Annotated in this window: 21 protein-coding genes; 13 read left to right on the top strand and 8 right to left on the bottom strand. The window is 66.8% G+C overall.

Going from position 1 to position 22,145, the window contains the following annotated elements; all coding sequences use genetic code 11:
• Positions 1–16: 16 nt before the first annotated feature.
• Together atpA and KP010_RS09955 are read right to left on the bottom strand one after the other, a co-directional pair.
• Positions 17–1,546: a F0F1 ATP synthase subunit alpha gene (gene atpA, locus KP010_RS09960; RefSeq protein WP_142863197.1), complete on the bottom strand. Its 1,530-nt coding sequence runs from the start codon at positions 1,544–1,546 to the stop codon at positions 17–19.
• Positions 1,546–2,109, bottom strand: coding sequence for a F0F1 ATP synthase subunit delta (locus KP010_RS09955; protein WP_142863198.1), 564 nt, complete (start codon positions 2,107–2,109; stop codon positions 1,546–1,548). The genes atpA and KP010_RS09955 overlap by 1 nt, the downstream gene beginning before the upstream one ends.
• 384 nt (positions 2,110–2,493) lie before the next feature.
• Here KP010_RS09955 and KP010_RS09950 point away from each other — a divergent pair, with 384 nt between their 5' ends.
• Together KP010_RS09950 and KP010_RS09945 are read left to right on the top strand one after the other, a co-directional pair.
• Positions 2,494–3,375: an S-methyl-5'-thioadenosine phosphorylase gene (locus KP010_RS09950; RefSeq protein ID WP_142863199.1), complete on the top strand. Its 882-nt coding sequence runs from the start codon at positions 2,494–2,496 to the stop codon at positions 3,373–3,375.
• A gap of 64 nt (positions 3,376–3,439) precedes the next feature.
• The gene (locus tag KP010_RS09945) at positions 3,440–4,165 is read left to right on the top strand and encodes an SIMPL domain-containing protein (protein WP_142863200.1); all 726 of its coding nucleotides are present in this window, start codon (positions 3,440–3,442) and stop codon (positions 4,163–4,165) included.
• Positions 4,166–4,177: 12 nt separating this feature from the next.
• On the opposite strand, the gene KP010_RS09940 is transcribed toward KP010_RS09945, so the two are convergent.
• A complete protein-coding gene (locus KP010_RS09940; protein WP_142863201.1) occupies positions 4,178–4,834 on the bottom strand; it encodes a transglycosylase domain-containing protein in 657 nt (218 codons plus the stop codon).
• Between the two features lie 117 nt (positions 4,835–4,951).
• Positions 4,952–5,587 (bottom strand): transglycosylase domain-containing protein, encoded by a 636-nt coding sequence (locus KP010_RS09935; protein ID WP_142863202.1) that lies wholly within the window; start codon positions 5,585–5,587, stop codon positions 4,952–4,954.
• 309 nt (positions 5,588–5,896) lie between these two features.
• Between KP010_RS09935 and KP010_RS09930 the strand changes: the two genes are divergently transcribed.
• From KP010_RS09930 to cysE, 4 genes are all read left to right on the top strand, one after another.
• A complete protein-coding gene (locus KP010_RS09930) occupies positions 5,897–6,424 on the top strand; it encodes an adenine phosphoribosyltransferase (protein ID WP_142863203.1) in 528 nt (175 codons plus the stop codon).
• A 93-nt stretch (positions 6,425–6,517) separates the two neighbouring features.
• Entirely contained in the window at positions 6,518–7,666 is a 1,149-nt protein-coding gene (locus tag KP010_RS09925) for a murein L,D-transpeptidase family protein (RefSeq protein ID WP_142863204.1), read from the top strand.
• A 408-nt stretch (positions 7,667–8,074) separates the two neighbouring features.
• On the top strand, positions 8,075–9,559 hold the full coding sequence (locus KP010_RS09920) for a PLP-dependent aminotransferase family protein (protein ID WP_142863205.1): 1,485 nt from the start codon (positions 8,075–8,077) through the stop codon (positions 9,557–9,559).
• 70 nt (positions 9,560–9,629) lie between these two features.
• Positions 9,630–10,481 carry a serine O-acetyltransferase gene (gene cysE, locus KP010_RS09915; RefSeq protein ID WP_142863206.1) on the top strand — a complete coding sequence of 284 codons (852 nt, stop codon included), beginning with the start codon at positions 9,630–9,632 and terminating at the stop codon, positions 10,479–10,481.
• A gap of 169 nt (positions 10,482–10,650) precedes the next feature.
• On the opposite strand, the gene KP010_RS09910 is transcribed toward cysE, so the two are convergent.
• Positions 10,651–10,941 (bottom strand): hypothetical protein, encoded by a 291-nt coding sequence (locus KP010_RS09910; RefSeq protein ID WP_142863207.1) that lies wholly within the window; start codon positions 10,939–10,941, stop codon positions 10,651–10,653.
• Between the two features lie 85 nt (positions 10,942–11,026).
• The gene (gene glpE / locus KP010_RS09905; protein WP_142863208.1) at positions 11,027–11,821 is read right to left on the bottom strand and encodes a thiosulfate sulfurtransferase GlpE; all 795 of its coding nucleotides are present in this window, start codon (positions 11,819–11,821) and stop codon (positions 11,027–11,029) included.
• Positions 11,822–11,952: 131 nt separating this feature from the next.
• Between glpE and KP010_RS09900 the strand changes: the two genes are divergently transcribed.
• The 7 genes from KP010_RS09900 to hisG all read left to right on the top strand — a co-directional run bounded on the left by KP010_RS09900 (position 11,953) and on the right by hisG (position 20,312).
• Positions 11,953–13,722 carry a symporter-like protein gene (locus tag KP010_RS09900; RefSeq protein ID WP_216280817.1) on the top strand — a complete coding sequence of 590 codons (1,770 nt, stop codon included), beginning with the start codon at positions 11,953–11,955 and terminating at the stop codon, positions 13,720–13,722.
• A gap of 170 nt (positions 13,723–13,892) precedes the next feature.
• The gene (rpsO, locus tag KP010_RS09895; protein ID WP_108917093.1) at positions 13,893–14,162 is read left to right on the top strand and encodes a 30S ribosomal protein S15; all 270 of its coding nucleotides are present in this window, start codon (positions 13,893–13,895) and stop codon (positions 14,160–14,162) included.
• Positions 14,163–14,531: 369 nt separating this feature from the next.
• Positions 14,532–16,676: a polyribonucleotide nucleotidyltransferase gene (pnp, locus tag KP010_RS09890; protein ID WP_216280816.1), complete on the top strand. Its 2,145-nt coding sequence runs from the start codon at positions 14,532–14,534 to the stop codon at positions 16,674–16,676.
• Between the two features lie 232 nt (positions 16,677–16,908).
• Complete coding sequence (locus KP010_RS09885) at positions 16,909–17,478, top strand: hypothetical protein (protein ID WP_216280815.1); 570 nt, start codon at positions 16,909–16,911, stop codon at positions 17,476–17,478.
• Between the two features lie 54 nt (positions 17,479–17,532).
• The gene (locus tag KP010_RS09880) at positions 17,533–18,093 is read left to right on the top strand and encodes a CHAT domain-containing protein (RefSeq protein WP_216280814.1); all 561 of its coding nucleotides are present in this window, start codon (positions 17,533–17,535) and stop codon (positions 18,091–18,093) included.
• A 108-nt stretch (positions 18,094–18,201) separates the two neighbouring features.
• Entirely contained in the window at positions 18,202–19,341 is a 1,140-nt protein-coding gene (locus tag KP010_RS09875) for an ATP phosphoribosyltransferase regulatory subunit (RefSeq protein ID WP_216280813.1), read from the top strand.
• Positions 19,338–20,312: an ATP phosphoribosyltransferase gene (gene hisG, locus KP010_RS09870; protein WP_142863214.1), complete on the top strand. Its 975-nt coding sequence runs from the start codon at positions 19,338–19,340 to the stop codon at positions 20,310–20,312. The genes KP010_RS09875 and hisG overlap by 4 nt, the downstream gene beginning before the upstream one ends.
• A 305-nt stretch (positions 20,313–20,617) precedes the next feature.
• Here the strand turns inward: hisG and KP010_RS09865 are convergent, their stop codons facing one another.
• Positions 20,618–21,397, bottom strand: coding sequence for a WecB/TagA/CpsF family glycosyltransferase (locus KP010_RS09865; protein WP_142863215.1), 780 nt, complete (start codon positions 21,395–21,397; stop codon positions 20,618–20,620).
• Between the two features lie 143 nt (positions 21,398–21,540).
• Complete coding sequence (locus KP010_RS09860) at positions 21,541–22,140, bottom strand: GNAT family N-acetyltransferase (protein WP_108917097.1); 600 nt, start codon at positions 22,138–22,140, stop codon at positions 21,541–21,543.
• Between the last annotated feature and the right edge of the window lie 5 nt (positions 22,141–22,145).

The following is a 22,145-nucleotide window of genomic DNA, read 5'->3' as shown; positions in this document are numbered from 1 at the left end:
TCCTTGGTTGCGCGCGTCAGGCGAAGGATTTCGTGAAGGCGTCGAGGACGCCCTTCAGCTCGGCGGCCGTCGCATCCGGCAGATCCTTGGTCGTGCGGATCGTCTCGAGGATGTTCGGATGCTGGGTGCGCAGCAGCGCCAGCAGACCGTCTTCGAAAGCGCGCACACGGTTCACCGGCAGCGGATCGAGATAGCCGTTGACGCCGGCGTAGATCACCACCGTCTGCTCTTCCATCTTCAGCGGCGAGAATTGCGGCTGCTTCAACAGCTCGGTCAGGCGCGCGCCGCGATTGAGGAGGCGCTGCGTCACCGCGTCGAGATCGGAGCCGAACTGAGCGAAGGCGGCCATCTCGCGATATTGAGCGAGCTCGCCCTTGATCTTGCCGGCGACCTTCTTCGTCGCCTTGGTCTGGGCGGCGGAGCCGACGCGCGACACGGAGAGGCCGACGTTCACCGCCGGGCGGACGCCCTGGTAGAAGAGGTCCGTCTCCAGGAAGATCTGACCGTCGGTGATCGAGATGACATTCGTCGGAATATAGGCCGACACGTCGTTGGCCTGCGTCTCGATGACCGGCAGAGCGGTGAGCGAGCCGGCGCCGCGCTCGTCATTGAGCTTGGCGGCGCGCTCGAGCAGGCGGGAGTGCAGATAGAACACGTCGCCCGGATAGGCCTCGCGTCCCGGAGGACGGCGCAGCAGCAGCGACATCTGGCGATAGGCGACGGCCTGCTTCGAAAGATCGTCATAGACGATCACGGCGTGCAGGCCATTGTCGCGGAAATACTCGCCCATGGCGCAGCCGGCGAAGGGCGCCAGGAACTGCATCGGCGCCGGATCGGAGGCGGTGGCCGCCACGACGATCGAATAGTCGAGCGCGCCGCGCTCCTCCAGCACCTTCACGAATTGCGCGACGGTGGAGCGCTTCTGGCCCACGGCGACATAGACGCAGTAGAGCTTGGCCTTCTCGTCGGTTCCGTCGTTCAGCGACTTCTGGTTCAGGATGGTGTCGAGCGCCACGGCGGTCTTGCCGGTCTGGCGGTCGCCGATGATGAGCTCGCGCTGGCCGCGGCCGATCGGGATCAGCGCGTCGATGGCCTTGAGGCCGGTCGCCATCGGCTCATGCACCGATTTGCGCGGAATGATGCCGGGCGCCTTCACGTCGACGCGGGCGCGGCTCTCGTAGAAGATCGGGCCTTTGCCGTCGATCGGATTGCCGAGCGCGTCGACGACGCGGCCGAGCAGGCCCTTGCCGACGGGAACGTCGACGATGGCGCCGGTGCGCTTGACGGTCTGGCCTTCCTTGATGTCGCGGTCGGAGCCGAAGATCACGACGCCGACATTGTCGCTCTCGAGATTGAGCGCCATGCCGGTGATGCCGTTCTCGAACAGCACCGTCTCGCCGGCCTGGACATTGTCCAGACCATAGACGCGGGCGATGCCGTCGCCGACGGACAGAACCTGACCGACCTCTGCGACTTCGGCCTCATTGCCGAAATTAGCGATCTCATTCTTGAGGATCGCGGAAATCTCTGCGGCGCGGATAGCCATCAGCCGACCTCTTTCATGCGTGTTCGAATGGAATTGAGCTTGGTCTTCAGCGACGCGTCGAGCATACGCGAGCCGATTTTGACGACGAGACCCCCGATGATCGCCGGATCGACCTTCACCTCGAGGTCGATCGTCTTGCCGCTGGCGACGCCGGCGAGCGCATCGCGCAGCGCGCTCTCGTGATGAGAGGCGAGCGGCGCGGCCACCGTGACGTCGGCGCGCACGACGCCCTTGGCGGCGTCATGCAGCTTGCCATAGGCCTCGATGATGGCGGGGAGAGCGAAGAGGCGACGTTTTGTCGCGACGAGCTTCACGAAATTGGCCGCGACGCCCGTGACGCCAGCGGCGTCGAGAATGGGAGAGAGAGCCTTGATCTGCGTTTCGGCAGAATAGACCGGGCTCTTGATCAGGCGCTCGAGATCCGCGCTCTCTTGGATCAGCGCAGCAAAGCCGCGCAGCGCCGTCGCGATCTCGTCCGTGGAGCCTTTCTCCACCGCGAGATCATAAAGGGCCGAGGCGTATCGCCCCGCTACTCCGGATAGATCGTCTCCGCCTGAAGCCACTTGCGTATCGCTCTCGGATCGCCGTCACTCGAGGCGCCTCGCGCGCAACGCAGGTCTGCGTGCGACGAAATCCGCAATGGCCTCGAACAACGTATTGTCGGGGGAAGGAGCCAAGGGCGACGCCCCAGCTCCAAGGCGATCGTCCCCTAACACAGCATATTTTGCGGCGCAACCCTGCGAAGGCTGCGAAGAGGGCAGTTTCGACGATCGCCCAAAAAAGCGCCATTCCCATTTCGTCGCGCGCAGAGCCTCGGCTTGGCCTTTGACTACGTTGAATTTTTAGGCGCTTCGCAATTTTTCGGGACAGGCCGGCGGCGTGTCGCCGCTTGCGCCGGTCGCGCGAGCGTGGCACTGCGAAATCCTATCCACAGTCGGAGACGAAAGATGACGCGAGCGGTTGTCGGCATCATCGGAGGATCGGGCGTCTATCACCTGCCCGGCTTGCAGGATTTGCGCGAGGAGCGCGTCACGACGCCCTGGGGCGATCCGTCGGACGCGCTGCATTTCGGCCGCATCGGCGAGACGCAGGTCGTGTTTCTGCCGCGGCATGGGCGCGGTCATGTGTTCTCGCCCTCGGGCATAAATTATCGCGCCAATATTTTCGCGCTGAAGCAGGCAGGCGTCACCGATCTCGTGTCCGTCTCCGCCTGCGGCTCGTTCAAATCGGAGCTCTATCCGGGACTCTTCGTGCTGCCGGATCAATTCGTCGATCGCACCTTCGGCCGGCAATCCTCCTTTTTCGGCAATGGCTGCGTCGCGCATGTGTCCATGGCGCATCCGGTGGCGCCGCTGCTGGCCAAGCGCATCGCCGCCGCGGCGAAGATTGAAGGCATGGAGCATTCCGTCGGCGGAACCTATGTGTGCATGGAAGGTCCACAATTTTCGTCTTACGCGGAATCGCTGACCTACAAGGCCGCGGGCTATGACGTCATCGGCATGACCGCCATGCCGGAGGCGAAGCTCGCGCGCGAGGCGGAACTCTCTTACGCGACCATCGCAATGGTCACGGATTTCGACTGCTGGCATCCAGAGCACGACAATGTCGATGTCGCCTCGGTCATCGCCGTCGTGCGCGACAACGCCGACAAGGCGAGCCGTCTGCTCGCGCGCCTGCTCGCCGATTTTCCACGTGAGCACGAGCCCTGCCCGATCGGCTCCGATCGCGCGCTCGACACCGCCATTCTGACGGCGCCAGAGGCGCGCGATCCGGCGCTGATGGAGAAGCTCGGCGTCATTGTCGCGCGGGCGAGCGGCGCGGCGGGATGAGGACGACGTTCAGCCGCCGTTAATGGCGAAGCAGCGAGCATGGGGCTCGATGAAAGGATTTTTCATGCGGATTTTTTCTCTCTTCGCCTTTTTGCTCATCGCCTCCTTCGCACACGCGGAGGAGCGCGCGCATCGGGACTTTCCCGTCGCCGAGGTTCACGGAACGGCGGCGGAAGAGGTCAAGCCCGACCGCGCCGACATTCAGCTCGGCGTATTCGCGGAAAAGCCGACCGCCTCGGAAGCGACCACGGAGCTCGCCCGCTTATCGTCGGCGCTGATGCAGGACATAGAAGCGGCCAGCGTCGCGCGCAAAAACATCCGGTCGAAGAGCGTACAAGTGGCGCCTGTCTATTCCGAGGAGCGCGATCCGTCGAATCGGCAGATCGCCAAGCGAAGCTTGACCGGATTTCGCGCCTCGACGGACGTCGTCGTGTCGACGCCGGACGTCGATCGCGTCGGCGACATCATCGGCCGTCTTCTCACGACCCACGCCAATCGACTCGATGGCGTTTGGTTCCGCGTGACGGACAAAGCGGAGCGCGAGGAGATATTGCTCGGCAAGGCGGTCGCCAATGCGCGGCGTCGCGCCGAGCTGCTCGCCGAAGGCGCGTCGATGAAGCTCGGCGAGCTGGTGGCGTTGGAGTTCAATCCCGAATTCGCGGCCGGCGAGGCCGACATGCCTGCCGCGCGTTCCGAGACCGGACCACGCGCCATCGCTATTCCGGTTCGGCCGGGCGAAGAGCGCATCGAGGCGCGCGTGAAAGGCGTCTGGCGGCTCCTGCCGAAATAAAGCGAGAGCGCCTCAATCCCTGCAATCGTCCAGCCAGACGTCGGAAGAGCCGCGCCGCTCGCAGAGCCCGGCGAGATGTTTCTCGACGCGGCGCACGCGCTCGGCGTTGGCTTGCGTGCCCGGCGCGAAATCTTTGGGATCATCGACGGCGACGACGAGCGCGAGAAACTCGCCGTCGTCCAATTCCGCCAGCGGCTTGCCGAACCATTTGCGCGCCGCCGGATCGAAGCCGTTCACATCGATGAAGGCGGCGATCTGCGCGCTCTTCGAAGTCAGCGCGCCGACGGCGAATTGCGCGATCAGCGTCTGGCGAATCCTGCCGAAGCCCGGCTTGAAATCGGCGAAATAGAGCTTTTTCGTCACCGATTGCGCGAGCGTGCCGCCGAGCGGCGCGCTCCAATCGACGCCGCCATGCGTCCAGAAGCGTGGGTCTCGCACGCGCAGCAGCGTCTCGATGCGCTCGCGCGAGAAGCCGGGCGGCAGTTTGGCGCCGTGATCGGTTTCCGCCTCATAACGCGCGAACAGCGCCGGCGTGGCGAAGCGGGCGAGCGCGACCGAGACGGCCTCATAACCGACGAGCGCCGCGAAAGCCGCGCCGGCGAAGGCGGCCAGCGCCGAGCCCGCTGTCGCCGCTGCGAATGAGCGCGCCCGTCTTTTCGCATCTCGCATAGAACACACTCCCGCCGACGCTCGCCTCGCATTTTCGGTCGGGAGATTTACGAGCAAAATGGGCGGCGGCGCGACCGGCGCATGACCATCTCGCGGAGCGATTGCGGCGAGACGCGACTAATCAGCGCAATTCTCCAGCCACACATCGGAAAAGCCGCGCCGCTCACAGAGGCCGGCGAGGTATTTCTCGATGCGCCGCACGCGCTCGGCGTTGGCTCGCGTTCCCGGCGCATGGTCCTTCGGGCTGTTGTTGGTGGCGACGAGCGCGAGAAATTCATCGTCGTTCAACGCCGCCAGTCTCTTGCCGAACCATTTTTGCGCGGCGGGCTCCCATCCGTTCACATCGATGAAGGCGGCGAGCTGGGCGTTCTTGGAGGTCAGCGGCCCGACGGCGAATTGCGCGATCAGCGTCTGGCGGATCTTCGCGAAGCCCTTTTGGAAATTCTCGAAATAGAGCCGCTTGACCACGGATTGCGTGACGGTAGTGGTGGTGAGCGGCGCGCTCCAATCGACGCCGCCATGCGTCCAGAAGCTCGGGTCCTGCACTTTGATCAGCGTCTCGATTCGCTCGCTGGACAGGCCGGCAGGCGGTTTCGCGCCATTGTCGGTCGCCGCCTCGTAGCGCGCGAAAATCTCCGGCGTCTCGGAACGGGCGAGCGCGACCGAGACCGCCTCATAGCCGACGAGGCCGAGACTCGCCGCGGCCGCCGCAATCAGGATGGCAGGAATGATACGTCGTTTGAAATCAGCCATATGAATTTCTCCTCGCAGGGAAATCGGGTGAACGAGAAATGGCGCCTGAAGCAGCGTTTCTACCTCCCCCTTCGCGGGGGAGGTAGAGCGCCGAAGGCGATCGGGAGGGGGTGACGCCCCGAGTCTTTGCAGTAGAACCCCACCCCGGACCGCGTAATACTGCTTCACCCGATATACTGATCTTTGCGGTGAAAATCGGTCGTCTGTCGGCGCTCCTGCGGCAGGAGTGCGGCGGTCGCGTGAGATGCCTTTCGGCCGAGAATGCGCTATGAACCGACGAGCCGAACAAATCCGACGAGATTTCGCAACATGACCCTCGCTTCCACAATCCGCACGATTCCCGACTATCCCAAGCCCGGCATCATGTTCCGCGACATCACGACGCTGCTCGGCGACGCCAGGGCGTTTCGCCGCGCGGTGGACGAATTGGTGCAGCCCTGGGCCGGCACGAAGATCGACAAGGTGGCGGGCATGGAGGCGCGCGGCTTCATTCTGGGCGGCGCGGTGGCGCATCAATTGTCGGCCGGCTTCGTGCCTGTGCGCAAGAAGGGCAAGCTGCCGCATACGACCGTCTCCATCGCCTATTCGCTGGAATATGGCGTGGACGAGATGGAGGTTCACGAGGATGCGGTGGTGAAGGGCGAGCGCGTCATTCTCGTCGACGATCTCATCGCCACCGGCGGCACGGCGGAAGGCGCCGTCAAGCTGCTGCAGAAGATCGGCGCCGAGGTCATCGCCGCCTGCTTCGTCATCGATCTGCCGGAGCTCGGCGGCGCGCAGAAGATCGAATCGCTCGGCGTGCCGGTGCGCCGGCTCGTCACCTTCGAGGGGCATTGACGCCTCGGCGGGCCGCGCTTTTGGCCGCGCCCGCCGTCTCTTCGCCAATATCGTGTTTCGTAATGCATTTTTGCTGATTCCCTGACGATCGCCATGCCGTCGAAACCGTCGCGCCCTCTTCTGCTCGCCATGGCGCTCGCGCTCAGCGCCGTCGAGATCGGCGTTTTTGCGACCTTCGCCTGGCGCGGTCCCGCGCTGCGGGCGGAGGCGCCGCGTCGATCCGACGTCGATTCGCGCGCAAATCCCTTCGGCCCCATGCTGCAAAACCTGCGCGGCGCGATCGTCGAGACCGCTCGGCTCGCCGAGCCGGCCGCGCCGGCCGAGATCGAGGAGCCGCCGACCTCCGCGCCGCGCGCGCGGCCGCCCTCCTTCCTCGCGGCGCTGCCGCCGCTGGCGCCGCTGGAGCCGACGCTCGACATTCCCGTCGCGCCCGGCGAGGCGCCGCTGCCGCCGGCGCGGCCGCGCAATCTCCCCGCCGAGCCCTCGGCGGCGACCGCGCTCCCGCCCGTCGCCGTCTCGCCGCCCGCCGCCACGCAGGCGCTCGCTCTGGCCGAGACCCCGCCGGCCCACGACCAAGCGGCGCCGCGCCGCGACGACGGCAATTTCCGCCTGGGCGCGGCGGTCTATGTCCGCATCTTCAAGAAGGAGGGCGAGCTCGAGCTGTGGCGCAAGCAGGGCGAGCGTTACGCGCTCTACCGGACCTATCCGATCTGCAAATGGTCCGGTCGTCTCGGGCCCAAGCTGAAATCCGGGGATTATCAATCGCCCGAGGGCTTCTACAGCGTCTCGGCGCGCCAGCTCAATCCGAACTCGCATTATCACCGCGCCTTCGACATCGGCTTTCCCAACGCCTTCGACAAGCAGAACGGCCGCACCGGCGCCGCGCTGATGGTCCATGGCGCCTGCAAATCGGTCGGCTGTTTCGCCATGACTGACAGAGTCATCGACGAAATCTACGGAGCAGTCGAAGCGGCGCTGCGCGGCGGCCAGCACGAGGTGCCGGTCCATATTTTCCCCTTCCGCATGACCGACATCGCCTTCGCGAAAGAGACGCAAGGGGATTGGAGCAATCTCTGGTCGGCGCCGCCCGAGCATCAGCAATGGAGCGGCTTCTGGCGCAATTTGAAGGAGGGCTACGACCTTTTCGAACAGACCGGCGAGCCGCCGACCGCCTATGCCTGCGGATCGCGCTACGCCTTCGGTCCCGCCGACGGTTCCTGCCGTCGCATCGCCGGCTGGTGATCGATCCCTCGAGCCACGCGCCGACGCGCAGAATAGGCCGTCTCTCGCCGTCTCGGCGAGCCGTCCTGCACATCGGCGCGCTACCGCTCGGACTCTTCCCGGCGTCCGGCGGTCAACGGAACAATTGCGACAATTGGTGCATCACAATGAGGAAGAAGGCGAGCACCCCGCCAATTCCCATCAAAGCTTTCACGACGCCCGCGCTGCTCGTCTGCATGGCTCCCGCTCCTTGTTCGGTTGCGACAAAAGCGAGGCTAGCGGAGCGAAAACGGCGTTAAACCGCCAAGATTCGCACGCCGACGGGTCCAAAGATGCAAGGCGGCCCCGTGACTTGACAGAGCCGGCGCGCCCGGAGGAAGCTGCCCGCGGCCCTGAGAAAAGAGCAATAATGCCGAGTGGAGGGGTCCAATGTCGCGACCCTTCGCCTATAGCCTGTCGCGCGAGATCGATCCGCGCCGCGGCGCGCCCCTCTATCTGCAGATCGTCCATGCGCTCATTCACGATGTGCGGAGCGGGCGGCTCACGCCGGGGGCGGCGCTGCCCAGCAGCCGCGAGCTCGCAGAATCGCTCGGCGTCAATCGCAAGACCATCGTGCTCGCCTATGACGAGCTGGTCGCCCAGGGCTGGTTCGCCACCCATGGCACGCGCGGCACTTTCGTCTCCGCCGAGCTGCCCGAGACGCTTCCGGCGCCGCGCAAAGCCTCCGCCGATCCGCGCACGCCCGGCTTTCCCTTCCGCGCGACGCCCGACCCCGCCTTTGTGCCGGCCGGCGAGGGACTGGCCATAGACGACGGGCTTCCCGATGCGCGGCTCTTCTCGATCGACACTCTGCTCGGCGCCTATCGCGACGCCGGACGGCGCGCGGCGCGCTGCGGCGGGCTCGGCTACGGCGATCCGCGCGGAACCGGCGAGCTGCGCCGCGCCATAGCGGCGATGCTGGCCTCGCATCGCGGGCTCATCGTGGACGCGGAGGATGTCTGCATCACGCGCGGTAGCCAGATGGGCATATTCCTCGCCGCGCGCATTCTCGTCGCGCCGGGCGACGTCGTGCTGGTGGAAGGCCTCGGCTATTCGGCGGCGCGCGCGGCCTTCGCCGGCGCCGGCGCCGAGGTGATCGGCGTCCGCCTGGACGAGGACGGCGTCGATGTGGAGGATGTCGAGCGTCTGTGCCGCGGGCGGCCCGTGCGCGCGATCTATGTGACGCCGCACCATCAGTTTCCGACCACTGTTCCGCTGACCCCGGAACGGCGGCTGCGCCTCTTGGACCTTTCCGCCAAATATGAGTTCGCGATCATCGAGGATGATTACGATCACGAATATCATTTCGAGCGGCAGCCGCTGCTGCCCATGGCGAGCTATGCGCCCGGACGGGTGATCTATGTCGGCTCCATGTCCAAGCTGCTGCTGCCGGGATTGCGCATCGGCTATGTCGTCGCGCCGCCGCCGGTGGTGAAATCCATGGCCAACGCCGCCGCGGGCGTCGATCGTCAAGGCAATGCGCTGACCGAGCTCGCCGTGGCCGCTCTCGTCGATTCCGGCGAGCTGCGCCGCCATGTGCGCAAGGCGCGCCAAATCTATGCGCAGAGGCGCGACGCTTTCGGCGCATCCCTCGCCCGCGCCTTCGGCGACGCGATCCGCTTCCGCATCCCGGCGGGCGGCCTCGCCTTCTGGACGACCTTCCGCGACGAGGCGACGCTCGACGTGCTGGAGCGCGACGCGGCCGCCAATGGCCTGCGCTTCCTGCCCTCCAGCTGCTTCGCGGCGCCGCCGCAGCGCGGGCGCGGGCTGCGGCTCGGCTTCGGCAGCCTCGACGCCGGCGAGGCGGAGCGCGTCATCGGGCGCCTGCGCCGCGCGGCCGGCGCCGGCATCGCCGAAACCGCGCTACCCTGCTGATCGTTCGGCCGATCTGGACGAAGCCGGCCGCTCGAGCCACATTGAGGATCTTCGAATGAGGAGACGCCCGATGGGAGCGACGCAGGAAAATAGCCGCGCGATCGTCGCCGACGCCACGGGTCGCGACGCGCTCTGGGAGCATATCCTCCGCGAGGCCGAGGACATTCTGGCGCGCGAGCCGGCGATGGCGAGCCTGGCGCTGACCTTCGTCCTCAATCGCCGCTCCTTCGAGGATGCGGTGGCGCGGCGCTGCGCGGCGCGTCTCGGCGGCGCGGTGACGGAAGATCTGCTCTTCGACGCCTTCGCCCGCGCGCTGGACGCCGATCCTGCGATCGGCGACGCTTTTCGCGCCGACATAAAGGCCGTCGTCGAGCGCGACGCCGCCTGCGGAAGGCTGATCGAGCCACTGCTCTTCTTCAAAGGCTTTCACGCGATCGAGACGCATCGGCTGGCGCATTGGCTGTGGACCAATGGCCAGACCGATCTCGCGCTCTATCTGCAGAGCCGGTCGTCGGACGCGTTTCAGACCGACATTCATCCGGCGGCGCGCTTCGGCCGCGGCATATTCCTCGATCACGCGACGGGACTCGTCGTCGGCGCGACGGCGGTGGTGGAGGACGATGTCTCCATTCTGCAGAGCGTGACGCTGGGCGGCACCGGCAAGGAGAGCGGCGACCGCCATCCCAAGGTGCGGCGCGGCGTGATGATCGCCGCCGGCGCGAAGATTCTCGGCAATATAGAAATCGGCGCCTGCTCGCGCGTCGCGGCCGGCTCTGTCGTTCTGCATCCCGTGCCGCGCAACGCCACTGTGGCCGGCGTTCCGGCCAAAGTGGTGGGAACCGCCGGCTGCGCCGAGCCGGCGCGCGACATGGATCAGTTTCTGAACGGCCTGTCGTACGATTCGTTCAGCTATTCCATTTGACCGGCGCGCATTCACCCTCCCCTGTAGGGGGAGGGTCGGCCGGCGATAGCCGGACGGGGTGGGGTTCGCCGGCGAAGACTCGGGGTTTCACCCCCTCCCGAGCGCATTCGCGCTCGACCTCCCCCCTCGAGGGGGAGGTAGAAACGCCTCACTGCGGCGGCGTCTCTCCTCACGACGTCTCCTGGCCGACGCGCCCGGCGAGCTGCGCGAAGGAGAAGCTTTCTCCAGCCGCCGATTCTCGCAGAGCGAGACGCAGCAGCCGCGCGGGAAAGCAGATGGCTTCGACATTGGAGTCGCGCATGTCGCGCGGCCGCAGCGGATCATTGGCGAGCGAGAGCTCGACATCGACGAGCAGCGCGTCGATCTCCTCCTGTCCTAGCGCGCCCTTGTCGCGCAATGCGCCGAACAGCGCCGCGAGTATGGCGTAGACGCCTTCGAGCTGAAGATTGGCCGTGTTCATTCATCGCCTCCGCGCAAAGCCCCTCGAGCGGAACCGATGGCGCGGAGATTCGATCCATCGGCGCTTTAAAATTATTCCCGCCGGATCACGAAGCCGTCGCCATGGCTTTGCGCCGCTTCACTTCCGCGCGCATCAGATCGAGGCATTCCTTAGTCGAGGCCATGTCCAGCGCTGTGAGGCCGAGATCGGTCTCGAATGAGGGATCGGCGCCCGCGGCCATCAATTGCGCCACGGCGCGGGCGCGGCCGGAGGAGGCGGCGAACATCAGCGGCGTCGCGGCGTTCACATTTATGTGCTGAATGTCGATTCCGGCGCGGATCAGCAACGCGATATTCTCCTCTCTCTCGCCGACGCAAGCGAGCCACAGCGCCTGATTGCCGTCCACATTGGTCGCGTGAATATCCGCGCCCGCCTGCAGCAGCTCGGCGACGACGGCCGGCGGGGCGAGGCGCGCGGCGACCATCAGCGGCGTCACATTGTCCTTGTTGCGGCCATTGGCGTCGCCGGGCGCAAAGCCGTGCTCGGCGAGAAAAGCCTCGAGCTCCGGGCCGAGCGCCACAGAAGCCGGCGCGGAGCGCTCGGCGATCGCCCAGGCCTCATAGCCGCCGTCGAGGCTGTAGACGTCCGAAAACCCCTGCTCGGCGAAATATTTGGCGTAGGCTTGGCTGGAATTGCCGTGATAGCAGCAAAAGACCACGGCTCGATCCTTCGGCGTCAGCGTGACGAAGGAAGAGATATTCTCCCGCGTCGCCAGCTCCGCGCCGTCTATATGGCCGCGCGCGAAAGACTCCGGATCGCGAACATCGATGACGAGCGCGCGCCCGCGCCCGATGATGTTGCGCGCCGCCGTGACGTCGATCCTGCGAAAGCTCGCTTGCATTGCCGCATCTCTCCCCTTCGATCGCCACGCGACATGCGAAGACGGGGCCAACAGCTCGCGCCACGGCTCAGGGACCGCGCGCGCTGGTTTTCGGCGTTCTCGTCGGCTAGGCTCGCCGAAGGAGGGCCGATATGCGGGATGTGGCGGAGACTTTCGAGGACAGGGCGCGGCTCGACGGCCGCATCGCGCTGGCGATCGTCACTTTCGCCACGGCCTATGGACTCGTCGCTCTGCTCGATCGCGTCGGCGCGCCGGAGCGGCTGGTGGCGCTGGTCTCGCCCTATTTCACCGTGGTCGCTCTCGCCGCGCTCGGCTTTCTGCTGCATTCCATGAGCGTCTCCTTCTATTACGCGGCGGGGCGGGCGGCGCCTGCCGCCTATGCCGGCTTTGCGCAGGCGGCCCTCGTCACCGGCCTCGCGGCGCCTTTCGCGGCGCGGCTCACCGGGGCCGGCTCGCCGCTCGGCGTGACGCTCGGCCTGCTGCTGGGGGTCGCGCTCATCGGCGCGGCGACCGGCCCGGTGCTGCGCAAGACCGGGGCCTTTTCGCTGTCCGATCTGCTGGCGGCGCGCTTTTCCCGCATGGAGCCGCGGCTCGGCATGATCGTCGTCGCCGCGCTCACCTCGGGGATCGTCGCTCTGGCCGGCTATCAGACGGCGGTGGACGCTCTCGTCGGCTTCACCGGCGCGGGCCGTCCTTTCGCGGCTTTCTTCATCGGCGCGGCAATATTGCTGATCGCCGGGCCGGGCGGCGTCGGCGGCGTGCTGTGGAGCGCCTGCGCGGCGGCCGGCGTGCTGATCGCCGGCTTCGCCCTGCCGCAGATCGCGCTGTCGCTCCAAGGCTATCCGACGCCTCTGCCGCTCATCGGCGATCAGACCGCCTGGAGCGACGCCGTACGCGTCATCGAGAATTGGCGGCTCGCGCGGCCGGCGCCGGCGGCGCTCGAGATCACGACCATGCTCGGCCTCGCCCTCGGGCTGGCGACGCTCGCGCCGGCGCTGGAGCCCGCCGTGACGACGAAAGACGCGGCGGCGGCGCGCCGGGCCGGCGTCGCGGCCCTGTTCTGGACCCTGGCGGCGGCGGCGCTGATCACGGCGACGGTCGCCTCTTCCGCGCTGATCGTCTCCAATGTCGCCGTCGGCCAGACGCCCGAGCGGCTGCCGGAATCGATCTATTCGGCGAGCGCGCGCGGCCTGGTGCAGATTTGCGGCGCGCGGGTCGACGGGCCGGCGCAGGCGCGCGCGGCCTGCCTCGCCCGCAAGCTGCCGCCGGCCGCGCCCTTGCGGGCCGAGGATATTTCCGTGCGCGCGGAATATCTCATCGGCGGCCTGCCGCAATTGGCCAAGCTCGGCGCGGCGCTCACCGGCCTTCTCGCCTCCGGGATCATCGCCGCCGGCCTCGCTCTGGCGGCGGCCAGCCTGCACGCCTGCGCCGCCGCCGTCGGCCATGACGCGCTCTATCGGCTGCGCGCCGAATCCGCGCTGACGAGCCGGCGCCTCGCCATCACGCGGCTGGCGCTGGTGGGCGTCACCGCGCTCGGCTCGGCGACCAGCGCCGCCAATGCGATCGACGCGCGCACGCTGGTCGGCATGGCGCTCGCGCTGTCGGCGGCGGTCTTCGTCCCGCTCGTCGGCCTCGCGCTCTTCGCGCGCGCTCAGGACCGGGACGCGATGATCGGCCAAATTGGCGGCCTCGCGACAATGGCGGCGACGCTCGTGCTCGACAGCGCGCCGCCGGACATAGAACAGCTCGCCTGGGCGGGACTCTGCGGCGCGGTCGCGGGCCTGCTCGCCGGCGGCTTTTCCGCGCAGGCTTTTTCGCAGGCGACGCCGGAGTCGCGCGGTTTCGTCGAGGAGATTTGGCGGGGCGACGGAAATGCGCTGCGTGAGGACAAGGGCGTGTGAGGCGCCCGGCCGATATCGGAGCGCCCTATCCTTCCCGGCCTTTTCTGCTATAAGCCCCTCGCGCGCTCGGGTTGACCCGGGCGGCTCCGCTCGCGGCGACCCTCGCTGGACGACATCCCGGCCCCGGCCGCGGCTTGCGGATCCACACCAGAAAAGAAAAGGACCGACCGATGTCGATCACCGCCGAGCGCAAGCAGTCGCTCATCAAAGAATATGCGATCAAGCCGGACGACACCGGCTCGCCCGAGGTTCAGGTTGCGATCCTCACCGAGCGCATCACCAATCTGACCGAGCACTTCAAGACCCATGTGAAGGACAATCATTCGCGTCGCGGTCTCTTGAAGCTCGTGTCGCAGCGTCGCCAGCTGCTCGACTATGTGAAGTCGAGAGACGAGCCGCGCTATCGCTCCATCATCGAGCGTCTCGGCATCCGTCGCTGAGCCTGGGTCGCTGCGCTTTCGCACGGCCGCTGGACGGCCCTCGAAAGCGCATTAGAGAATGCGAGATCGCGGTCCGCCGCGATTTCGCGTATGAGAAGAGAGTTCGGCCGAACGATTCGGCCTTAATTGCCGGAAGGGATGCGCGAAAGGGCGGCCCTTCCCTCCTTCGGCGGGCGGCATGGGTCGCGCCGCCACCCTCGGCAGGATCGTCATGGCAGGATCGCCGGACGCTGCGGCGAGGACTTTCGAAGCGTTCGCGGCTTCGCGTCTTTGAAAATCCCCGCCCCGCAGCCTCTCGCCGTCTTGCCCATGACGCCTCGCCAGCAGCCGACGCGCAATGGGGCGCGTCATGAGAGGAAGACGAAAGACATGTTCCAAATCCATCGCGAAGAACTCGACTGGGCGGGCCGCACGCTGGTGCTCGAGACCGGCAAGATCGCCCGCCAGGCGGACGGCGCCGTTTTCGCCAGCTGGGGCGAGACCACTGTGCTCGCGACCGTCGTCTCGGCCAAGGCGCCCAAGCCCGGCCAGGACTTCTTCCCGCTGACCGTCAATTACCAGGAGAAAGCCTTCGCCGCCGGCCGCATTCCGGGCGGCTATTTCAAGCGCGAAGGCCGCCCCAGCGAGCGCGAGACGCTGGTTTCCCGCCTCATCGACCGGCCGATCCGCCCCTTGTTCCCGGACGGCTATCGCAATGACACGCAGGTCATCGTGACCGTGCTGAGCCATGATCTCGAGAACGACCCGGATATTCTCGCCATGGTCGCGGCTTCGGCGGCGCTGACGCTCTCCGGCATTCCCTTCATGGGGCCGATCGGCGGCGCCCGCGTCGGCTATATCAACGGCCAGCTCAAGCTCAATCCGACCATCGAGGAGATGAAGCTCTCGGCGCTCGACCTCGTCGTCGCCGGCACGTCGGACGCCGTGCTGATGGTGGAATCGGAGGCGCAGGAGCTCTCCGAGGATCTGATGCTCGAGGCGGTGATGACCGGCCATCGCGGCTTCCAGCCGGTGATCGACGCCATCATCCGTCTCGCCGAGCGCGCCGCCAAGGATCCGCGCGATCTCGACGTCGCCGACAAGACCGAGGTCAACGCCGCCGTCGCCGCCATCGCCGAGACCGAGCTGCGCGCCGCCTATAAGATCACGGTGAAGCAGGACCGCTACGCCGCCGTCGACGCGGTGAAGGCCAAGGTCTACGCCGGCCTGCTGCCGGAAGGCGGCGAGGCGAAATTCTCCAAGGAGCATGTCGCCGAGGCCTTCCACGATCTGCAGGCCAAGGTCGTGCGCTGGAACATTCTCGACGACGGCATTCGCATCGACGGCCGCGACGTCAAGACCGTGCGCCCGATCGTCGCCGAAGTGGGCGTGCTGCCGCGCACCCATGGCTCTGCCCTGTTCACCCGCGGCGAGACGCAGGCGCTGGTCGTCGCGACGCTGGGCACGGGCGAGGACGAGCAATTCGTCGACTCGCTCGAGGGAACCTATAAGGAGCGCTTCCTGCTCCACTACAACTTCCCTCCCTACTCCGTCGGCGAGACGGGCCGCATGGGCTCGCCCGGCCGCCGCGAGATCGGCCATGGCAAGCTCGCCTGGCGCGCCATTCGCCCGATGCTGCCGGCCGCCGCCGAATTCCCCTATACGCTGCGCGTCGTCTCGGAGATCACCGAGTCCAACGGCTCCTCGTCCATGGCCACCGTCTGCGGCTCGTCGCTGGCGCTGATGGATGCGGGCGTGCCGCTAAAGAAGCCGACGGCGGGCATCGCCATGGGCCTCATCCTCGAAGGTGAGCGCTTCGCGGTTCTGTCCGACATTCTCGGCGACGAGGATCATCTCGGCGACATGGACTTCAAAGTGGCGGGCACGTCGGACGGCGTGACCTCGCTGCAGATGGACATCAAGATCGCCGGCATCACGGAAGAGATCATGCGCGTGGCGCTGGGCCAGGCGCGTGAGGGCCGTCTGCATATTCTCGGCGAGATGGCCAAGGCGCTCACCACCTCGCGCGCCGAGCTCGGCGAGTTCGCCCCGCGCATCGAGACGCTGAAGATCGCCACCGACAAGATCCGCGAGGTGATCGGCACCGGCGGCAAGGTCATTCGCGAGATCGTCGAGAAGACCGGCGCCAAGATCAACATCGAGGACGACGGCACGGTGAAGGTCGCCTCCTCCGACGGCAACTCCATCAAGGCGGCGATCAATTGGATCAAGTCCATCGCCTCGGACCCCGAGGTCGGCCAGATCTATGAGGGAACCGTGGTGAAGACCGCCGACTTCGGCGCCTTCGTCAATTTCTTCGGCGCCAAGGACGGCCTCGTTCACATCTCGCAGCTCTCCAAGCAGCGCGTGAACAAGACCACCGACGTCGTCAAGGAAGGCGACAAGGTGAAGGTGAAGCTGCTCGGCTTCGACGATCGCGGCAAGGTGCGCCTCTCGATGCGCGTCGTCGATCAGCAGACCGGCGAGGACCTCGAGGCCAAGGAAAAGGCCGAAGCCGCCAACGCCGGCGAGTGACACGACAGATGGGGCTCGCCCGGCGCGGGCCCTCATCCGACCCGGCTGCGCCGGGCCACCTTCTCCCGCCAGCGGGAGAAGGACGCGCCTTTTTCTTCGAATAGGCGCAATATCGAAAAAAGCGGGCGCCGCGTTCGACGCCGCATCCATTCTCCCGCTCGCGGGAGAATGGAGCCCGGCAAAGCCGGGTCGGATGAGCGCCTCGCGATCCGTTTCGCAGGAGCTTTTTCCAATGCGATTGCATCTCGCATTTCTCGCCGCCCTTCTCTCCTCCGCCTCCCCCGTCGTCGCCGAAACCGCGCCGCTCGAGCGCATACTCTCCGCGACTCCGATTTATTTCTCCGATGGCGGCGGCCGTGATCTCGCCGTGCTCGTCGACAATCTCGACGATGGCGCCGATCTCTATGTCTATCTCGGGCTCGATCAGGACGCTCTGCGCGCCGGCGCCAAGCCCGCCTTGGTCAAGAAGAACGCCGCCTGGAATGGCGGCATGGCCGGCCAGCGGCCTTCCTTGGCGGTGAGCGACAAGGGCTCGCTGCTCGTCAAATCCGAGAATGACTCGGTCGGCCGCGACCGCTGGAGCGAGACTTTGACGGTGATCCGCCGCAATGGCGCGCTCATCGTCGCCGGCTTCACCTATGCGGCGCGCGACACGCTCGACCCCAACGCCGGCAAGAGCTGCGACCTCAATTTCCTGGCCGGCAAGGGAACGCGCAACGGCAAAAAAGTGGAAATAAAGGCGCAGACCATTTCCCTCGCCGATTGGTCGGAGGACAAGCTTCCGAAAGAGTGCAAATTCTAGAGCCGACCCCTATCGCCTCGCGCCATCTGCGAAGGCCGAGCGTGAAGGCCAAACATGCTCGTCGACGAGAAATACTTTGCTCCGAAAACGCCGGCCTCAGTCATCGCCGTGGGCGATGCTTTCGAAGCGCTGCTGATTCGGTCGATGCTCGAAAGCCTCGGCGCGGCTGTGCTCTTGCACCTCGTCGGGACGCCGGAAGATTTCCTGCTCACGCTCGAGCGGAAAGAACATGATCCGAAACTCGTCGTCATCTGCGGACACGGCGACGAAAACGGTTTGGTGTTCGGCGATTATGGCGATGGCGTAGACGTCGGCGCGCTCGTCGACGGCTCGCTGCCGGCGGCCGCCATCGCAAAGCGCGCCCGAATGCCGGGAGCGATCGTCGTCAGCACGGCCTGCCTGACCGGCGATACGGCTTTTGCGAAGGCCTTCCTCGAAGCGGGCGCCGCCGCCTATATCGCGCCATCGGACTGTCCCGACGCCTCGGACGCCGCGCTCTTCGCTCACTATTTGTTTCATTCTCTGCTGAGGCGAGGCCTGTCCCCCGAACGGGCCTTCGACCGAGCGCGCCACGCCGATCCGGCCTTAGACATGTTCCGGCTGCACAAGCCCTGATCCGAGGCGGCTGAACCGCCGCCCGCTTCATTCACCCTCCCTCCGGAAAGCGGATGCGAATGTCATCCGCCCTTGCTAAGGAAGGGCCGCAAAAGAGGGACTAAAGGCGTGAACGAGGCGGCGAAAACCGATTTTTCGAGCGGCGACGCTCTCGGCGTGATATTGGCGTCGTTTCAGCGCGCGGGCTTTACCCGCTGCGAGCCGAAGATATTGCAGCCGGCCGGCGTCTTCCTCGACCGCTCCGGCGAGGATTTCCGCGGCCGCCTCTATCTGACCAGCGACGCCGCCGGCGACGACGTCTGCCTGCGGCCGGAATATACGATCCCCGTCTGCCTCGCCTATCTCGCTTCATCCACGGCGGGCGCGCCGGCCTCCTTCGCCTATGGCGGCGCTGTGTTCCGCTTCCCCGCCGAGGGCGAGGCGGGCGACGGCGAGCTGTTGCAGGCCGGGCTCGAGAGCTTCGGCCGCGACGATCGCGAGGCCGCCGACGCCGAGATTCTCGCCGCCGCCCTCGAGGCCGCCTCCGCGGCCGATGGCGGCGCGCTGCATGTGGAGACCGGCGACGCCGGCCTCGTCTCCACCTTTCTGGATCGGCTCGATCTGCCGCCCGCCTGGCGCCGGCGCCTCGAGACGGGACACGCCCGCGGCGAGTCGCTCACCGAGATTTTCGCCCCGCCCGCCAATGGCAAGGAGCACGCCGGCGTGCTCGCCGCGCTGGAGAAGGTGGACGCCAAGGAGGCGCGCGCGCTCGTCGAGGATCTTCTGTCCATCGCCGGCATTTCGCCGGTCGGCGGCCGCAGCGCCGGGGAAATCGCCGAGCGCTTTCTGGATCAGGCCGCCCTCGCCGGCGGCGCCGGCGTGAGCGCCGAGACGCACGCGCTGGTCGACGCCTTTTTTTCCGTGCAGGGGCAGATCGACGAGGCCTCCGCCGCGCTGCGCAAGCTCGCGCAGGACGCCTCGCTCGATCTCTCAGCAGCGCTCGATTCGCTCGAAACGCGCGCGGGCTTTCTCGCCGCGCGCGGGGTCGATCTCGATCGCGTGCGCTTCTCGGCGAGCTTCGCCCGCAGGCTCGACTATTACTCGGGCTTCGTCTTCGAGGCGCGGCGCGAGCCCGCCGGCCCGGCGCTCATCGGCGGCGGGCGCTATGATCGGCTGCTGAAGACGCTGGGCGCGAAACAGGACATCCCCGCTGTCGGCGCGGCCATATGGGTCGATCGGCTGACGGCGCGCAAAGGAAGCGCGGCATGACCGCAACGACGACCGACAAACTCATCGTCGCCGTTCCCTCCAAGGGCCGGCTGCAGGAGAACGCCAACGCCTTTTTCGCCCGCGCGGGCATAGAGGTGACGCAGGGGCGCGGGGCGCGCGACTATCGCGGCCAGTTGGCCGGAGTGGAGGACGCCGAGGCGGCCTTTCTCTCCGCCTCCGAGATCACCGCGCGGCTCGCCAGCGGCGACGTCCATCTCGGCGTGACCGGGGAGGACCTCGTGCGCGAGACGATTCCCGACGCGGCGAGCAAGGTGGAGATTCTGGCGCCGCTCGGCTTCGGCAAGGCCAATGTGGTGGTCGCCGTTCCGCAGGCCTGGATCGACGTGCGAACCATGGCCGATCTCGCCGATGTCTCGGCCGGCTTTCGCGCGCGCCATGGCCGCGGCCTGCGCGTCGCCACCAAATATATTCACACGACGCGGCGTTTCTTCGCCAAGCACGCCATCGGCGATTATCGCATCGTCGAGAGCTCCGGCGCCACGGAAGGCGCGCCGGCGGCGGGCTCGGCCGATCTCATCGTGGACATCACCACCACCGGCGCGACGCTCGTCGCCAATGCGCTGAAGACTTTGGACGATGGCGTGATCCTGCGCTCGCAGGCCAATCTCGTCGCCTCGCTTTTCGCGCCCTGGACGCCGCGAGCGCGGGAGGCGGCGCGCATCATCCTCTCGCGCATAGCGGCCGAGGAGCAAGCGCGCACGACGCGCGAGATTCGCACGCGTCTGACGCTGGACGACGCCCTGCTCGCCGAAGCTGCGGAGAAATTTTCTGTGGAGCTGCGCGAGCGCGGCGACGGCGGCTTCGTCACCTTTTCCGCCCCGGCGGATGGCGCGCCGCAATTCGCCGATTGGCTGATCGCCAAAGGCGCGCGCACGGTGACGAGCGCCAAGCTGGATTATGTGTTCAGCGCGGAGAATGCGCTGTGGAGCCGGCTGCAAGCGCGGATTTGATCGGGTTGCGGCGCGATCCGGCCCAATTCCAAAACCCCTCACCCTAGAGCCGGCGTCTCGAAGAGTCGTCGAAGCGCCGCCCGCTGGAGCATCCTTCGAGGCTTTTTGCGTTCCGCAAAAAGCGCCTCAGGATGAGGGGACTGAATTTGCGTGCTTTTCCCATTATGAGAATTCGCCGTTCGATCGGCGTCGTCCCCGGCGCTGGCGGAGTGGCGCGACGCGCCGGGGACCCGAAGCCGAACTCGTTACACTGCGGCTTCGGACGCCCACCGGCCTTCGACGCGCCGGCGGAGGTGCGAGAACGGTCAATGCGTTTGACGCAATAGCAGCAGCAACGCGATCGGATTGGTCGTCACATAGCGCAAGAACAGCCGGCGCGGCTCCAGCCGAAGACGGAACGCCCATTCGAGGCCCGCCTTCTGCATCCACATAGGGGCGCGCTTCTTGGCGCCGGCCAGAAAATCGAACAGACCGCCAGATGTCTTGATCACTTTGACGTTTCGAAGGCGATCACTCCATTTTCGTACGAATTCCTGCTCGCGCGGCACGCCGAGCGCGAGCCAGACGATATCGGGCGCGAGGTCGTTTATTTCGTCGATTTTGCGCTCGAGCTCCTCGCCGGTGAGATAGCCGTGCGAGCGGCCGACGATGCGCAGGCCCGGAAAACGGCGCCTCGTGACCTCATAAGTCTCGCGATTGATCTCCTCCGTCGCGCCATAGAGGTAGAAGGTGACGCCCTCGCGCTCGGCCATTTCGGCGACCAGCGGATAGAGATCGGTGGTGGCGACGCGCTCCGGCAGCGCGCGCGCGCCGAGCAGGCGCGAGGCGAAGACGAGCGGCTGGCCGTCGGCGCTGACGAGATCGGCCGCGTCGACGAGCTCGGCGAATTCGCGGCTGGCGCGGCGCCGCGCCAGCACCTCGCCATTGACTGAGGTGAGATAGAGAGGCCCGTTCTCCCGCGCTGGGCGGAGAGCCGCCTCGATCATCAGCCGCGCGGTGCCGGCGAGATCGAGACGGGCGACCTGCGCGCCGCCGACTGTGACCTCTTCGATGTTCCGAAACGCCCGTGTACGCTCGAACGCCATGAATACTCTACCCTTTTTACGCCTGCCGTCCCGATTCGGAACGTGGACGGCAATGTCGATGGGTAGGCTGAGAGATGCGTGCCAGAAAGAATCGCGGCTGTTCTGTGCGGATTCGAAACGCGGGGCGGCCGGAGGCCCTCCGCTCAGAGCGACCGGCGCGTCGGCGACGGGTCGCTGTCCAGCCGCGCGAAGAGCAGATGGTCGCGCCATTGGCCGTTGATGTTGAGATAGGCCCGCGCGAAGCCCTCCTGATGGAAGCCGTTGCGCTCCAGCAGCCGGATGGAGGCGGCGTTGGACGGCAGGCAGGCGGCCTCGACGCGATGCAGGCGCTGGCGGCTGAAGGCGTAATCGAGCGCCGCCCGCACGGCGCGGGACATATAGCCCTTGCCGGCATAGGGCTCGCCCATCCAATAGCCGAGCGTCGCCGCCTGCGACACGCCGCGCCGCACATGGCCGAGCGTCAAGCCGCCGACGAGAACGTCGTCCGCCTCGCGGAAGACGAAGAAGGAATAGGCCTCGTCGCGCGCTATTTCCTCGGCGTGGCGGCGCACGCGATAGCGAAAGCTGGCGCGGGTGAGATCATCCGAGGGCCAGGTCGGCTCCCAGGGCGTCAGAAAGGCGCGGCTGCGCTCCCTGAGCGAGGCCCAGGCGACGAAATCCCGCATCTCCGAGCTGCGCAGATAGACGCCGTCGCCGCGCAGCGGCAGATCGCGATAGGCGGGAACGAGGCCGAAGAGCGCCATGACAG

It is taken from the genome of Methylosinus sp. KRF6, from assembly GCF_018887255.1.
Classification (GTDB): Bacteria; Pseudomonadota; Alphaproteobacteria; order Rhizobiales; family Beijerinckiaceae; genus Methylosinus; species Methylosinus sporium.
The sequence above is the reverse complement of the archived record's forward strand: the minus strand, read 5'-3'. Positions and strand labels throughout refer to the sequence as shown.